The sequence below is a fragment of the Allostigmatella hybrida genome (genome assembly GCF_020103775.1).
Taxonomy (GTDB): domain Bacteria; phylum Myxococcota; class Myxococcia; order Myxococcales; family Myxococcaceae; genus Hyalangium; species Hyalangium aurantiaca.
Genome location: NZ_JAHXBH010000029.1, coordinates 1 through 15,277 on the forward strand (window position 1 = coordinate 1; position 15,277 = coordinate 15,277).

The 15,277-nt window shown below is 69.5% G+C and carries 10 protein-coding genes; 4 read left to right on the forward strand and 6 right to left on the reverse strand.

The genetic code is table 11. The annotated features are described in order from the left end of the window. The 4 genes from KY661_RS30490 to lspA (KY661_RS30505) form a co-directional block, all read right to left on the reverse strand. Positions 1 to 936, reverse strand: a 936-nt coding sequence (locus KY661_RS30490) for a hypothetical protein (protein WP_225413544.1), incomplete at its 3' end; no start/stop codon positions are given. 41 nt (positions 937 to 977) lie between these two features. Beyond that, positions 978 to 2,276 (reverse strand): prolipoprotein diacylglyceryl transferase, encoded by a 1,299-nt coding sequence (locus KY661_RS30495; protein WP_225413545.1) that lies wholly within the window; start codon positions 2,274 to 2,276, stop codon positions 978 to 980. 121 nt (positions 2,277 to 2,397) lie between these two features. After that, positions 2,398 to 3,003: a signal peptidase II gene (lspA, locus tag KY661_RS30500; RefSeq protein ID WP_225413546.1), complete on the reverse strand. Its 606-nt coding sequence runs from the start codon at positions 3,001 to 3,003 to the stop codon at positions 2,398 to 2,400. 33 nt (positions 3,004 to 3,036) lie between these two features. Next, positions 3,037 to 3,666 (reverse strand): signal peptidase II, encoded by a 630-nt coding sequence (lspA, locus tag KY661_RS30505; protein ID WP_225413547.1) that lies wholly within the window; start codon positions 3,664 to 3,666, stop codon positions 3,037 to 3,039. A gap of 134 nt (positions 3,667 to 3,800) precedes the next feature. Here lspA (KY661_RS30505) and KY661_RS30510 point away from each other — a divergent pair, with 134 nt between their 5' ends. Next, the gene (locus tag KY661_RS30510) at positions 3,801 to 4,139 is read left to right on the forward strand and encodes a hypothetical protein (protein ID WP_225413548.1); all 339 of its coding nucleotides are present in this window, start codon (positions 3,801 to 3,803) and stop codon (positions 4,137 to 4,139) included. On the opposite strand, the gene KY661_RS30515 is transcribed toward KY661_RS30510, so the two are convergent. Beyond that, entirely contained in the window at positions 4,136 to 6,547 is a 2,412-nt protein-coding gene (locus tag KY661_RS30515; protein WP_225413549.1) for an endonuclease/exonuclease/phosphatase family protein, read from the reverse strand. The genes KY661_RS30510 and KY661_RS30515 overlap by 4 nt on opposite strands. Before the next feature lie 224 nt (positions 6,548 to 6,771). Here KY661_RS30515 and KY661_RS30520 point away from each other — a divergent pair, with 224 nt between their 5' ends. The 3 genes from KY661_RS30520 (at position 6,772) to KY661_RS30530 (ending at position 12,853) form a co-directional block, all read left to right on the forward strand. Continuing rightward, on the forward strand, positions 6,772 to 7,524 hold the full coding sequence (locus KY661_RS30520) for a Mut7-C ubiquitin/RNAse domain-containing protein (protein ID WP_225413550.1): 753 nt from the start codon (positions 6,772 to 6,774) through the stop codon (positions 7,522 to 7,524). Positions 7,525 to 9,272: 1,748 nt separating this feature from the next. Beyond that, entirely contained in the window at positions 9,273 to 11,078 is a 1,806-nt protein-coding gene (locus KY661_RS37630) for an immunoglobulin-like domain-containing protein (protein ID WP_225413551.1), read from the forward strand. 95 nt (positions 11,079 to 11,173) lie between these two features. Beyond that, the gene (locus KY661_RS30530) at positions 11,174 to 12,853 is read left to right on the forward strand and encodes a hypothetical protein (protein WP_225413552.1); all 1,680 of its coding nucleotides are present in this window, start codon (positions 11,174 to 11,176) and stop codon (positions 12,851 to 12,853) included. A 2-nt stretch (positions 12,854 to 12,855) separates the two neighbouring features. Here KY661_RS30530 and KY661_RS30535 read toward each other — a convergent pair whose 3' ends face one another. Then, the gene (locus tag KY661_RS30535; protein WP_225413553.1) at positions 12,856 to 15,246 is read right to left on the reverse strand and encodes a class I tRNA ligase family protein; all 2,391 of its coding nucleotides are present in this window, start codon (positions 15,244 to 15,246) and stop codon (positions 12,856 to 12,858) included. Between the last annotated feature and the right edge of the window lie 31 nt (positions 15,247 to 15,277).

The window sequence follows — 15,277 nt, forward strand, 5'->3', positions numbered from 1 at the left end:
TCCTCCCGGCGCCCCGGGGGCCGCGGGCCGCGCCGGTGTTGCGGGGGCCACGGCGGGGGGACGGGCCGCGCTTCCCGGAGCCGCGGCGGCCGGGGCCCTCACGGGCGCCACGGCGGGTGCCACCACCGGGGCCACCGAGGGCATGGACGGCACGGCGGGAACCACGGGGGCGATGCTGGGCGTGCCCCGGAAGGGCGTGCCCGCCGCGGGCGCCACGGCTGGAATGGAGGGCGCCACCACCGGGGCGATGCTGGGCGTGCCCCGGAAGGGCGTGCCCGCCATGGGCGCCACGGCCGGAATGGAGGGCACCGGCGCCACGGGCGCCATCGACGGAATGGAGGGCACCGGCGCCACGGCGGGCGCGCCCCGGAACGAGACGCCCCCGGCGGCGGGCTCCACCGGCTGGGGCACGAAGGCGGGCTTGGCCACCTTCGTGGGCAGCGGCTCGTTGGGGATGATGTCCGACACATCCTCCAGGTCCGCGTCGGACAGCTCCTCCGTCAGCTCATGGGCCTCCTTGCGGATGCCGGTGCTGGCGGACTTCTGCGCGCGGCGCTTGGCCTTGAGCAGGTCGCGCTTGTAGGTGCCCGCCTCGATTTCCTGGAGGGTGCGCATCCACAACCGCTCGTAGGTGAGGAACTTGTTCTGGAGCGAGTTGAGGCGGAACTTCGCGGCGGTGTTCCGCACGTTGCTGCCCTTGAGCTTCATCAACCGCTTCTTGAAGTCCTCATGGGCCCGGCTGGGCGGAAAGCGCTCGTTGCCGAGGAAGTACTGCTCGTAGGTGGCCCGCAGGGCCGCCAGCTCCTCCTCGAGCTCCGAGGTCTCCTGGAGGGCCAGCTCGCTGTTGGACTTCTTCTGCCCGGCCTTGTCGTCCCCCAGCAACTTGGAGGGGGCGGACTTGGCGGCGGACGAGGATTTTCCGGGCTCCGGTGGCATTCGGCCTCAGAGTGTCCCCAAGACGGGGCCCCTTATCAACCTCAGGCAGGGCTGGGCGTGGGCCCGAGCCCCGCCGCCGTGCTCCCCCGCCTGCTGCGCTGGTAGAGAAGAGTTGCGCCAAAGGTGAACATGCACAGGGAGATGAACTGGCTGGTGGACACGTTGTACCAGGCCTCCAGTGGCACCCAATGTGCGAGGGAAGGCGCATGCCCGGCCAGCAGCCCGTGCAGGGTGCCGCGCTCGGTGTCCCCGCGGAACAGCTCCACCGTGGAGCGCAGCACCGCGTAGGCCATGAGCCACAGGGAGAAAATCTGCCCGTGGAAGCGCCGGTGGCGGCGCAGGGCCAGCAGCGCCACGAAGAGCAGCGCCTGCCCCAGGGACTCGAAGAGCTGCGTGGGGTGCACCGGCAGGGTGGTGCCGTGCTGGGCCGCCCACTCGGAGATGCGCACCGCGCCGGGGGCCGCCTGGTGCAGCACCTCGCCGGTGGCCTCCACCACATAGCGCCCGTCCTTCACCTGGGAGTGGAAGGCGTTGCTGCCGTTGCCCGTCAAATGCCCGAACAGGTCCTGCGCCACGCGCGCGCCCGGAAAGCGCACCGCCAACGGGGCGTCCGCGCCCGCCGTACCGCCCCAACAGCACCCCGCGCAGAAGCAGCCCAGCCGCCCCAGCGCCTGGCCCAGGGAGACGGTGGGCAGGGCCACGTCCGCCAGCCGCAGGAAGTCCAGGCCGTGCACGCGCGCGAAGACGTAGGCCGCCCCCGCCGCGCCGATGAGGCCGCCGTAGAACACGAGCCCCCCGCCCAGGGAGAAGATGCTCGTCCAGTTGCTGGCGTAGTCCTTCCAGTTGACGAGGATGAAAAGCACGCGGCTGCCCACCAGGCCCCCCACGAGCACCCAGAGGGCCAAGTCCAGCACCTGCTCGCGCCGGCGCGGCCCCTCCACGTCCACGAAGCCCCGCCCCTCCACCCACGCCACCCGCCGCCACTCGTCCCGCGCCAGCCGGGCCGCCACGCTCACCGCGCAGGCGAAGCCCAGGGCGAGCAGCACCCCGTAGGTGTGCACCGGAATGCCGTCCCCCTTGCCGCCCGGAAAGGCGCTCGCGGGCAGCGCGTACTGGAGGCCATAGAAGGCCAGCGCCGCGCCGATGCCGCCAAAGAGCGCCGCGCGCTGCGCCCGGTCCGCGGCGGTGGGCGGAGGCCGGGGGCCTGGGCCCTTCCCCGCGCCGAGCGCGCCCCGCCACCCGTTGCGGGCGATGTAGCCCACCAGGGCCAGGGCCGCGGCGTACAGCAGCACCTGGGACCAGAGCGATTCGAACGAGAGGCGGAAGAGGATGGGGAGCATGGGTCCTGCCAGGGGGGACGGCGGCCCGGAGCCTACCGCCGGGCGAGGCCTTCGGAACGCCCCGGGCCCCCCGCCTGTTCCCGGCCGCCCCGGGAGGGGGCGGGCGGACGGCGCGGAAACCTCAGGTGCGCGCGGGCTCCGCCGGGCGCTCCTTGCGCACGAAGGCGTCGATGACGAGCAGGCCCACGCCCACGCAGATGGCCATGTCCGCGACGTTGAAGGAGGGCCAGTACGCCTTGTCCATCCAGTGCGCCTGGATGAAGTCCACCACGAAGCCGCGGGCCACGCGGTCGATGTAGTTGCCCAGCGCCCCGCCCAGCACGAGGCTCAGGCCCCACAGCGCCCACTTCTCCGCCGGGTCCGTGCCGGTCAGCTTGGTGAAGTAGTAGCCGATGAGCAGCACCGCCCCGATGCTCACCACGTGGAACAGCGGCCCCCGGGTGCTGGCCGGCAGGTTGCGGAACATGCCCCAGGCGGCGCCCGGGTTCTCCTCGTAGCGCAGGCGCAGGAAGGACTCGGACACGTCAATGAAGCGCTTGGAGCGGAAGTGCCGCCCATCCATGCCCAGCGGCGGGGGCTCGCCGTACATCGCCTTCAGGCGCTCGCCGGTGGTCTGCGCTCCGTCGAAGCGCGTGGTGAGCTCGCCCACGACGGCGTATTTCGTCCACTGGTCCAGGACGATGAGGACCAGCGTGACGACAAGGAGGATGAGGTATTTGCGCGGCACGGGGGGCGGCTTACACCACAAGCCCCCCGCCCGTCACGGATTGGGGCTCTGGGTGAGCGGCCGGGAGGGGGCCTCGGCCGGGCGGCGCAGGCTCAGCGAGTCCAGCAACATGAGCGCCACGCCCACACAGATGGCGGCATCCGCCACGTTGAAGGTCGGCCAGCGCATGCCCGGCTGGTTGCGCCAGTGCCAGTCGATGAAGTCGATGACGTAGCCGCGCAGCAGCCGGTCCAGGAAGTTGCCCAGGGCGCCGCCGGCCACCAGCGCCAGCGCCAGGCGCACCAGGCGCTGCGAGGGCTCCGAGCGCACATACATGACGAAGATGAAGGTGAGCGCCACCAGGCTCACCACGTGGAAGAAGATGCGGCGCACCGTCTCCGGCAGGTCTCCGAACATGCCCCAGGCGGCACCGGGGTTCTCCACGTAGCGGAAGTGCCAGTAGTCCTCGATGAAACGGTAGGGCCGGGTGGCCCGGTAGCGGCCCCCTTCGGTGGGCGGCTGGTTGTCCAGGTTCTGCTCCGAGACGAACCCCTGCAGCCGGGACACCCCGGTCCGGCCATCCAGGGCATCCGTCAGGCGGGCGACCGCGAGGTACTTGGTGACCTGATCGGCGGCGAGCACCGCGAAGGCCACGAGGATCAGGAAGCGCAGGGAGTTCTTCATCCTCCCTGACCTCTAACCTGCCCGCCCAAGTCCTGACAACCCAGGATGCCTGCCTGCTGTCCACCAGGGGGCCCCCGGTTTCCCGGCGCCCGGGGTTCGGGCATGGTGAGGCCATGTCTTCTGTTGAGCCTCCCGTGAAGCCTACCTCGACCGACACGGCCGCCTCTGCCCCGGCCCCCAAGCCCTCGCTGCTCACCCGCTTCAAGACGCTGGTGGTGGAGTACGGCCCGCTGGCCATCCTCCTCAACTTCGCCATCTTCTTTCTGACGGTGGGAGGCTTCTTCCTGGCCTTCAAGCTCGGGTTCCGGGCGGAGAGCACGGAGGCCACCGCGGGCACCCTGGCGGCGGCGTACGCGGCTTCCCAGGTGGTGAAGCCGTTCCGCCTGGCCGCCGTCTTCGCGCTCACGCCCCTGGTGGGGCGTGTGCCCTTCGTGGCGCGCTGGATTCAGCGCACCCGGCAGCCCAGCGCCTAGTTCAGCGGCACCAGGAAGTCCTTGATGACGCCCATGTGCTGCATGTTGGAGGCGGCACTGTCGCTCTGCTGAACCGGGGCGATCTCCGAGAGCGGCGTGTAGACGCGGCTGTCGAGCACCAGTCCGTTGGCGAAGCTGCTGGCACCAAGGACGGTCGCCGTCTGGTAGGCGCGCAGGTCCGCGTCCACCAGCACGTGGTCATACGGCTTGCTGCGGCCCGCGTTGGTGCCGTCCTTGCCGTTCTTGTCCACCGGGTGAGGGCCGTCGGTCACCACCACCTGCTTGAAGGTGCTGAAGCAGGACTCCGAGCGGCTGTCGGTGTTGAAGTCACCGCCGACGGCCAGGTAGTCCCCCGCCGGCACGTTCGCCTTGATCTTCTCGACGATCGAGACGGCCTCCGTGTTGCGGGTCGTCGCGTTGCGCGTGAGCAGGTGCACGCTCACCACCCAGAGATCCTTCGGCCCCGGGATGTCGATGCGCGCCCAGGCGAAGTCGCGGTTGTCGACCTCCGGATCCTTCCACTCGCCCGAGGCGATGATGGGGTAGCGGCTGATGATGCCGTTGGGGATCTGCGCGCCGGCCTCCTGGTAGTAATAGAAGCCGGGGCCGAAGGTGGTGTTCACCAGGTCGCTGATGGAGCCCGACTTGTAGTTGAACTCCTGGATCATCACGATGTCGGGATTCACGCCCTGCATCAACCGGATGCCAGGGGCCTCATAGGCCTGGTAGTTGCCACTGCTGATGTTGGCCGCCATGAGCCGGATGCGCGCGGTGCCCGCATCAGGCGTGCCCGCGTCCTGCGCGGGACCCGCGTCGATGCCCGAGTCCGGCGTGCCCGCATCCTCAGCAGGGCCCGCGTCCTGCGCGGGACCCGCGTCGATGCCCGAGTCCGGCGTGCCCGCATCCTCAGCAGGGCCCGCGTCCGGAGCAGGGCCCCCGTCGATGCCCGAGTCCGGCGTGCCCGCGTCCGTGCCCGCGTCCGGCGTACCCGTGTCCCCGCCCAGCGGCACCAGGAAGTCCTTGATGACACCCATGTGCTGCATGTTGGAGGCGGCGCTGTCGCTCTGCTGAACCGGAGCGATCTCCGAGAGCGGCGTGTAGACACGGCTGTCGAGCACCAGCCCGCTGGCGAAGCTGCTGGCGCCGATGACGGTCGCCGTCTGGTAGGCGCGCAGGTCCGCGTCCACCAGCACGTGGTCATACGGCTTGCCACGGCTCGCGTTCGTATTGGAGTTGCCGTTCTTGTCCGCCGGGTGGGGGCCGTCGATGTCCACCACCTGCTTGAAGGTGTTGAAGCAGGACTCCGAGCGGCTGTCGGTGTTGAAGTCACCGCCGATGGCCAGGTAGTCCCCCGCCGGCACGTTGGCCTTGATCTTCTCGACGATCGAGACCGCCTCCGTGTTGCGGGTCGTCGCGTTGCGCGTGAGCAGGTGCACGCTCACCACCCAGAGGTCCTTGGGCCCCGGGATGTCGATGCGTGCCCAGGCGAAGTCGCGGTTGTCGACCTCCGGATCCTTCCACTCGCCCGAGGCGATGATGGGGTAACGGCTGATGATGCCGTTGGGGATCTGCGCGCCGGCCTCCTGGTAGTAATAGAAGCCAGGGCCGAAGGTGGTGTTCACCAGGTCGCTGATGGAGCCCGACTTGTAGTTGAACTCCTGGATCATCACGATGTCGGGCTGGGCGCCCTGCATCAGCCGGATGCCGGGGGCCTCGTACGCCTGGTAGTTGCCGCTGCTGATGTTGGCCGCCATGAGCCGGATGCGCGCGGTGCCCGCATCGGGCGTGCCCGCGTCCGTGCCCGAATCCGGCGTGCCTGCGTCGATGCCCGAGTCCGGAGAGCCCGCGTCCGTGCCCGAATCCGGAGGGCCCGCGTCCGGAGCCGAGCCCCCGTCCGTGCCCGCGTCCGGCAGACCCGCGTCCGGAGCCGAACCCCCGTCCGTGCCCGAATCCGGCAGACCCGCGTCCTCCTCCTTGCCGCCATCCGTGCCAGGGCCCGCATCCGGCTCTTCCACGGGGCCCGGGCCACCGTCCGGACTCGTCCCCGGACCGCCATCGGAAGTCCCACCATCGGAGGCGCCCGCATCCGGCGGGGTGCACGCATCCTGGGGCAGGCAGAAGCCGCCGGTGCCTCCGTCCTCACCGTGCGGACAGCACGCGAGGGAAGGATCCGCGCAGCCGGTGGCCGGCTCGCAGGAGTCCACGCACAACGAGCGCTCATAGGCCTCGACGAACCGGCAGCTCTGGCCCACGCCACAGACACCCGCGTCCTGCTCGTCGCACTCGACCCACGTACCGCCATCCGCCAGCGGCGGCGGAGGGGGCGCGGGGTCCGAGCCACCGCACCCTTGCGCCACCAGCATCAGCGTCAGCCCCGCCCCCAGCATCCCCAGCAACGTCTTCTTCATAAGAACAGCCAATTCCTTGCTACCGGGGGAGAGCGGGCCGAACGCCGCGCCGGTACGCGGCCACCGGACGGATTATACGGAACGAGACATTCCTCGCCAGCCACCCCGTAAAATTCCGCTGAGAATGACTCAGCGTCCCAGATAGGCATGACACGACGTGACGCATACCCGTCCGGAAGGGCTGGCCCTTCTCAAGCCTTGAGAGGCTGGGAGAAACGGCGGCGATGATGCCAAAGCAGGTGACGGTGCGCCTCTACGGGGCGTTGAACGACTTCCTCCCGCCCGAGCGGCGAGGAGCCGAGTTCACCCACGCGTTCACGGGGAGCCCGTCGATCAAAGACTTGCTCGAGTCGCTGGGGCCACCGCACCCGGAGGTGGACCTCATTCTGGTGGACGGCCAGGCGGTGGACTTCGGGCACCGCGTCGAGCCGGGCACGCGTGTGGTGGCCTATCCCCCCTTTCATGCCCTGGACGTGACGGCGATGGCGCGGGTGGGGGTGCCCCTGCCCTCCGCGATGCGCTTCGTGCTCGACGTGGGGTTGGGGCGGCTCGCGGGCTTCCTGCGGATGCTCGGCTTCGACACGCTCTGGCGCAACGACGCCGGGGACTCCGAGCTCGCCCGGGTGTCTCACGAGGAGGAGCGCATCCTGCTCACCCGGGACCTGGGGCTGCTCAAGCGCACCGAGGTCCGGCACGGCTACTTCCCCCGCCACGCGGACCCGGGGCACCAGCTGGTGGAGGTGGTGCGCCGGTTTCAGCTCGCCTCCCGGATGCAACCCTTCACCCGGTGCATGGCGTGCAATGGCGTGCTCACGGTGGCCCGGCGGGACGACGTGCTGGAGCGCATTCCGCCCCGCGTGGCCGCCTCGCACACCGAGTTCCAGCAGTGCCCGTCGTGCCAGCGCGTCTACTGGGCTGGGACCCATTACCAACGAATGCAGGCCCTGGTCGAAAAGCTCCGCCAACTGGGCATTTGACTGTTCAGGCGCCACCAGCGTTCTGTTCCGTGGATTGCCTTCGTCTTGCGCCCTGGCGCCATACTCGCGCCAGGGGGGAACAAATGATCCATTCGCAGCGCTGCGCAGCGTGGGCCTTCGCGTGCCTGGGGCTCCTGGCTTGTACCGAAGCCATCGACACGAAACAGCTTGAGTTCCAAGAAACACCGCGGGCCGGGAGTGATGCCGCGCTCGAAGGAGGCGGGAGCGTCCACCTGGAGCCCAACGTCATCCGGGGCAAGGCACGGTTGACCAACCAGAATCCCGTGATCCTGGAGCTGCTCGCGACCGATCCCTGGCGAAAGGGCTACGTGCTCGCCACCAGCACAGCCCCCAAGGGCTTCACTGCGGAAGTCCCGCTCTTTCCCCTCACGAATCCCACGGAGTTCTCCTTCGAGCTGCTGGTGGAGGCTGGGGCGGGCGGTACATCCGGGGTGACCTACGACGTGACGGCGCGGCGCAGCGACGCGGTCAACTACCCAGAAATCGGGTACACCTTCCCCAAAGCAACGGGCGTGAAAATCCGCCCGAGGCACATCCAGCCCGAGGCCACAGACATCACCGTTGAAGGCTGCATCGGAATGGCCCAACTCCAATTTGGGACGGATGCGACATGCCAGACACCTGTCAACGTATCGAACATATCCCTGGCCAACCACTACTCAGCGTTCACCAAGAACGGACGAACCATCAGCTATCTTCCTGGGGGCTTGACACTGCCTTCAACCGTTCAATTCACGGTCAAGACCCCTCAGGGCGACTGGTTTCAACACAAGCAGCTCACCATGACGGCGGCCTGTGATGAAGTGGTCTCTTACTGCATTGTCCCGCAGCTTTCTCCGCCCCCCAAGGGAAGTCTGACGGGGCCAATCGACTTTTCCAGTGAAACCATCCGTTCAAGCACTCTCTATCTTGCCAGCCCCGGCGCCTACCGGAACTACCACCTCAATCCACCACGGGCACCTGTAGGGTCGCCTGACCTTTGGTGGAAATTAGAGGGCTTATTCGAGGGCGACTACCAACTGAGCTTGGCAGTGTGGCTGCGCTCAGGACGTGAATTCACCAACATTAGGCTGCCTCTTGAACTCACCAGCCGAATCATGGGGGGACAGACAGGGCACCTGACGGACCTGGTCAACGGAGAAGTCCGGTATCCCTTTGTCATTCACCCTCCCCACTTCGAGGGCAGCGTGCTGCTCTCGGATCCCTTTGTCCCACTCCATCCAGGCAGTTACAGCACACTCCAAACGCTCGTCTTTGCCGCAGACGAGGACAAGAACGGTGACGGGATTCCCGACAACCCCCATGTCAGCGCTGGAACCGCACAAGCAGCATCGGGTGCCAATGGGCGGCTTTTCTCACAAACGTCCTTCCCTGGCGTATTCAATCCGGGCACTGGAGAGCTGACCTCAACGTACCAACTCACTGTCGGTGATGCCTATGACCGCCATCAACAATGGAATTTATTTCCACTCCACCTTGCCTTTTCTCCCCAGGGGCTCTTGGTAAGCACCTGGCCTGGGAAGTATGATCCGGCTCGATTCCGCTACGGCACATTGGATGTGAAGCCCGCGAAACACTCAGCGACGCTGGGGCCTGGAGACAGATTCCGCGTCGACCATGAATACTGCTTCAGCGAAGTCCAGGTGCAATACGACACGGAGCTTGGGCGCCTTTACAACCCAGGTGCCGCCATCAGCGGCCAGTTCAAAGGAAAGGATTGGCGCAATGTGGACGTCAATTACGGTGTAGCGGGCACGTTCTGGGGCACGCCCGCCGTCTGGAATCCTCCCTCGACCATTGATCCACGGCAGTACGCGGAAACGAGCGGCTCGCTGACGATGGCCTTGCCTCAAGGCGCTTACACGATCAGTCCACAAGCCACGATGGTCAGCGACTCGGGCGAGTCCAACACGGCCCGCTTCGCCCCGCTGTCGGTCAATCTCGGCTGCGGGCAGCGCGTCAAGCTGGTGCCCCCGCTGTCCGTCATCGTCAACCCGCTGCCGGGGTGTGCCACGGGCGCCCAGGTCCCTGTCACGGGCGTGGTGAAGAGCCGGCCCGCGGCCGTGGATCGCATCTGGTACCAGTTGAACGGCGGCCCGGAGGTCACCCTCTGCACGAACTGTGGCCTGGATCCGGCCTTCTCCTTCCAGGCGGACCTCCAGTCCTGTGGCAACAACCTCCAGGTGTTCGCGCACAGCGCGGGGCTCAAGGAGCCCGCCTTTGGCTCGCTTCAAATCGTCTGGGACGACCCGGCGGATGGGCCGAGCTGCCCGGACACGTACTGCGTGAACCACCAGCCCAACGCGCGCTGCCGCAGCGTCACCGTCCCACTGGACGCCGCCTGCTCCCAAGGCACGGGCGCCATCGATGATGGCTCGTTCGACCCCGACGGCTGGGACACGGTGTCCTGTCAGCAGATGCCCGAGGGCCCCTTCCCGGCAGGCACCCACCGGGTGCGGCTGACCTGCACGGACACGCTCGGATTGTCGGACACGTGCGAGGCGGACATCACCGTGCGGGACATGACGCCCCCGCAAATCTCGTGTCCGGCGGCTCAGGAGTATCAATGCACGGACCGGGGCGCCGTGGCCTCCTCCACCGCCAGCGCCGTGGACAACTGCGGGGCTCCCCCGAGCGTGACGTGCGCGCCTGCCGCCGGTCAGCCTCTTCCCTTGGGCACCACGCACGTCACCTGCACCGCCTCGGACGCCGCGGGCAACCGGGCGAGCTGCGCCTTCCCCGCGAACGTCGCGGATACCCAAGCCCCCGTGCTCGCGTGGGCGGGCGCGGACCCGCTGGTGATGGGCTGTGGGGACTCCCCCACCACGGGCGTGACCGCCACGGATGCCTGCGAGGGAGACCTCTCCCACGCCGTGAAGGTGCTCGGCCTGAACCTGAATCAGCCCGGCACCTACTCCGTTCACTATGAGGTGAGCGACTCGGCCGGCCACACGGCCCAGGCCGGGCCTCGCACCGTGACGGTCCTCGACTCCAGCCAGCTCGTCCTCTCCCTCCACGGGAACCCCGAGCCGGTGCTCGAATGCGGCGTGGACACCTGGATGGATCCGGGCGCTTCCGCCACCGAGGGCTGCCTTCCCTTGGACGTCCACACCTACAACTCCGGAGACGATGACGGCGATGGGGTGCCCGGCTCGCAGGACCCGGATGACCATGGCCCAGGTCCGAACGTGGGCGCGGAGGGCCTCTACCCGGTGCAGTACATCGCCTGGAACGCGCAGGGCCACACCGTGAGCGCCCTTCGCTCCGTTCACGTCGAGGACCGGACCGCGCCCGTGCTCACCCTGAGGGGTGCCCTCCACCTCACGCACCCCTGTGGCAGTCCGTGGATCGACCCGGGCGTCGTGGCCACGGACGCCTGCTATGGCGACCTCTCCGCGTCCGTGACCCACACGGGCTACGTCAACGGATGGGCCGAGGGCCTCTACAAGGTGCGTTACGAGGCGCGCGACAGTGGAGGCAACGCGGCCCCCGTCTTGGAGCGCACCGTGGAGGTGACCGGCTGCCCCTGGTGAGCGCCGCCGGGCCCGAAGGATTTGGCGCGGGGAGGATGCCCCCCGTATCATCCCCGCCATCCAAGCAAATCATGCCTAAACAGCAAGGCCCTCGCATGCGCTTTCCTCCCCGTCCCGCCCCTTCGCGCTCACGTCCCCCGCTGCCGATGCTCCTCGCCCTGCTGGCCCTGGGGCCCGCCTGTGGCGAGGCCCTCCCGGGAGATTCCTCCGAGGAGGCCCTCCGGCCCAGCCCCGGCATCGCCGCGCTCGCCAGCGCCAACCTGTACGACTCCTTCACCCGCGCCAACAGCACCACCTCCCTCGGCAGCCTGGAGACGGGCAGCCAGGGCTGGAGCGTCACGCCCTCCACCGCGAAGTGGGGCATCCTCTCCAACCGGGCGTATCTCGCCACGGATGACGGCACCTGGAACGACCACTACGCCACCGTCCAGGGCACCGCCAACGGCCGCGTGCGCGTCACCCTGGCGGTGCTGGGCCAGTACTCGGGCCTCACCTTCCGCTTCATCGACCGGAGCAACTGCTGGAAGCTCGCCACGGACACCAGCGCGGGGAAGTACTTCCTCACGAAGTTCGTGGGCGGCACCCAGACCTTCCCGCTCCAGATTGCCCAGGCGCCCGCCGCCGGAGACGTGCTGGAAGTGCGCCTCTCCGGCACCCGCATCGACGTGTTCATCAACGGCGTGCTGAAGGGCGGCGTTGACGACGCGAGCCACCAGAGCGCCACCCGCGTGGGCCTGCTCGGCAGCCAGGACAACCTCGCCCGGTATGACGGCTTCACGGTCTACACGGCTGGCACCCGCGACGCCACGCTCCAGCCCTTCGTGTCGAGCTCCGTGTGGAACCTGCCCATCGGCACCGGCGCCACGTACGCGGACACCACCGACCCCGCCACGAAGGACTTCATCGCCACCAGCATCAACGGCATGACGATTCACACCTGGGCCAACTGGGATGTCTACTCCCACCCCATCTCTTTCGCCTCGTCCAGCGACCCCTGGGCCACGGTGACGGACACCAACGACTCCTGGCGCAGCGGGGCCTACTTCCTGCCCGCCACGGCCCCCATCGCCAGCGGCAGCGACAAGCACATGCACGTCATCAACCCGGCGCGCACGGTGATTGACGAGGCCTGGTCCGTCACCCGGGTGTCCCCCACCGCGTACAAGGCGGGGCGCCACCACACGATTGATCTCTTCGGCCACGGCATCGGGCCGCAGAACGGCGTGCGCGCGTATGGCGGCTCGGCGGTGGGCGGGCTCATCCGCGCCTGGGAGACCACGCCCACGCACCCGAAGTACACGGGCAAGATTCAGCACGCGCTCGCGGTCGCGGTCGACCGCGTGCAGCTCTTCTACCAGTGCTGCGGCAAGAGCGGCTACGACGCGAACGGCTACGGCACCGCGAAGGGCTACGTCTGGCCCGCCACCGAGCAGGACTGGGGCAGCGAGACCACCTACAAGGGCAACGTCCCCATGGGGGCCTACTTCGCCATTCCGCCCTCCGTGGACCTCAACACGCTGGGCCTCACGGCGGAGGGCAAGATGATCGCCCAGGCCCTCCAGGACTACGGGGCCTACGTCACGGACGCCACGGGCGCCACCGTCGCCTTCTATGTGGAGCCCACCGCCCCGTCCTCGTTCGTGAGCAACCTGCGCCGTGACTTGCCGCTCATCCGCTCGAAGATGCGGCGGGTGACGAACAACAGCGCCTCCACCCCGAACGGCCCGGGCACCCGGCGCGTGCCCCTGCTGCCGGAGCTCGCCCCCGCGCCCTGACCTTACGGAGCGGGCTCCGGAGCCACGGCCGGCTCCGGAAAGCCCGCGAGGAAGACGCTCTCCGCACGCGGGCCGGGCAGGGCCTGCCACACCGCTTCCGCCGTGAAGCTCAGCACCGGGGCCAGCAGCCGCACCAGCGTGGACACCACCGCGTACAGCATGGCCTGGGCGCTGCGCCGCGCCGGGCCCTCCTGGGACAGGGGCTCCCGGAGCGCCTCCAGGGACGCGGCGGACAGCGAGTCCTCGCAGAACGCCCTCACCGTCTCGATGACGAGGTGGAACGCGCCCTGCTCGTAGGCCTGGCGGATTTGCGCCACTCCTTCCGCCAGCCACTCGCGGATCCGCGCCTCCTGCGGCAGCACGGAGTCAGAGGCCCCTCCGGGCTCGAAGCCCTCCAGGTGGCTCAAGGCACGGTGCAGCGCCTCCCTCACCTTCGCGGCGTCCTGCCGCAGCCCTTCGAGGAGGCTGTCCGACAGGGGCACCTCCGCGTGATAGCTGTGGGTGGCCGCCCACAGCCGCAAGGTCTCCGCGCCGTAGACCTCAAGGGCCCGCTCCACCGGCAGCGTGCCGTCCGTGGCGCTGACGGCGCCGTGCGTGAAGCAGGCCCGCGAGGGCACCTGGCCCCGCGTCCCCGCCCACACCAGCCAGGAGCGGCGGAACGTCTCGCCCCGGGAATCGCTTCGCGCCACGCAGAGATCCGCGGGCCCGTGCGGGTGACGCGCCAGCACCGCCGGGAGCATGCACGCCGCGTCGAAGCCCGCGTCCAGGAGCTCCGTCTCCCGCCGGAACGTGCTCCCTCCGCACCCCGCGCACCGGACGCCCGCGCCCAGGAACGTTTCCACCGGCGTGCGGAACCAGACCTCCACGCCCTCCTGCGCCACGGCCGAGGCCACCCGCTCCATCACCTCGGGCGAGGCGATGGCCTCGCCGCACCCCTCGCAGAAGGCCACGGGCAGGGGAACGCCCCAGCGCCGCGGCTGGCCGAGGCTCCAGTCCTTCTGCCCTTCCAACCCGCGCCGCAGGCGGCCGAGCCCCTCCTCCGGCATCCACTGCACCCGGTCCACCGCCTCCAGCGCCTGCGCGCGGAGCGCCGGGTGCCCCTCCGGCGCCCGGTCCATCGAAAGCACCCACTGGGGCAGCGCCACGAGGAAGGCCGGCTGGAGGCAGGTCCGGCACCGGGGCGCCGGGTGCTCCACCGTGTCCGTCTTCGCGTTGAGCAGCGCGCCCCGCTCCTCCAACAGGTCAACGATGCGCGCGTCCGCTTCGAACACCTTCTGCCCCTGGAGCGCCGCGCCCACCGAGCCGTCGTAGCGCCCGTCCAGGCCCACGGGACTGGGGCGCCCCTCGCCGTCCTCACCGGCGGCAGGCGCGGTGGGCACCAGCCCCGTGCCCGCCTCGTCCGTCACATGCGGGCTCAGCACCACCCGGCCCGTCCGCTCCAGCCAGGGGTGCTGGTAGGTGAGGTGCTGCAAGTCCTCGCCGCTCGCGTAGGCGAGGATGCGCCGGAAGTCCTCGAAGCCCACCGTCTCCACATCCCCGCCGCGCAGGCGCGCCGTCTTCTTCACCAGCTCGTCGCCCTTCACCTCGGCCAGCACCTTCGCCAGCAGCGGCCGCGCGGCGCAGATGACCCGCTCGCCGAGCTGGTAGAAGACGTACTCGAAGTCCGCGTGCACCGAGAGCGTCTCGTGGACCGGCAGCGTCCACGGCGCGGCCGTCCAGCCCAGGAAGAAGACCTCCCGTCCCTCCAGCATCGGCATCCGCCCGGCCAGCTCCGGCCCCGCGCGGAAGGCCACATATAAGGAGGGGCTCTGGCGGGGCACCTCCTCCACCTCCTCCTCGGACAGCACCGTCTGGCAGTGCGCGCAGCCGTACGCCCAGCGGCGCCGCCGGGACAGCAGCCCCCGGCGCGCGAGCGTGGCCAGCTCCCGAAGCTCCTGGGCCGCGGCGGCCGGGTCCATCGTCCGGTAGGGCGCCTCCCAGTCCGCGAACACCCCCATCCGCTGGTACGCCGCCGTCTGAAGGCGGATGCCCTCCAGCGCCTGCGCGCGGCACCGCGCCTGGAAGTCCTCGCGGGACAGCGCCCCCGGGTCCACGCCTTCCGCCTGGAGCCGCTGCGCCACCGCCTGCTCCAGGGCCCGCCCGTGCGTGCTCCAGCCGGGGACCACGCGGCACGGGCGCCCGGAGAGGTTGCGGAACTTCGCGGCGATGTCCGTGAGCAGCCGGCCCAGCGCGGCGTCCAACGGCACGGGGCCTGCCACCTCCGAAGGCCCGTCCACCAGCACGAAGGGCTCGGCCCCGGCGTTCTTCTCCAGGAGCCGGGCCCCGATGCCGCGCTCGGCCCACCCACGGGCCAGCCGCGCTTCGCTCTCCAGCGGGTTCAGGGAGTCGCTCATGGGCCCGGGGCCGTAACACGCCCCCCGGGAG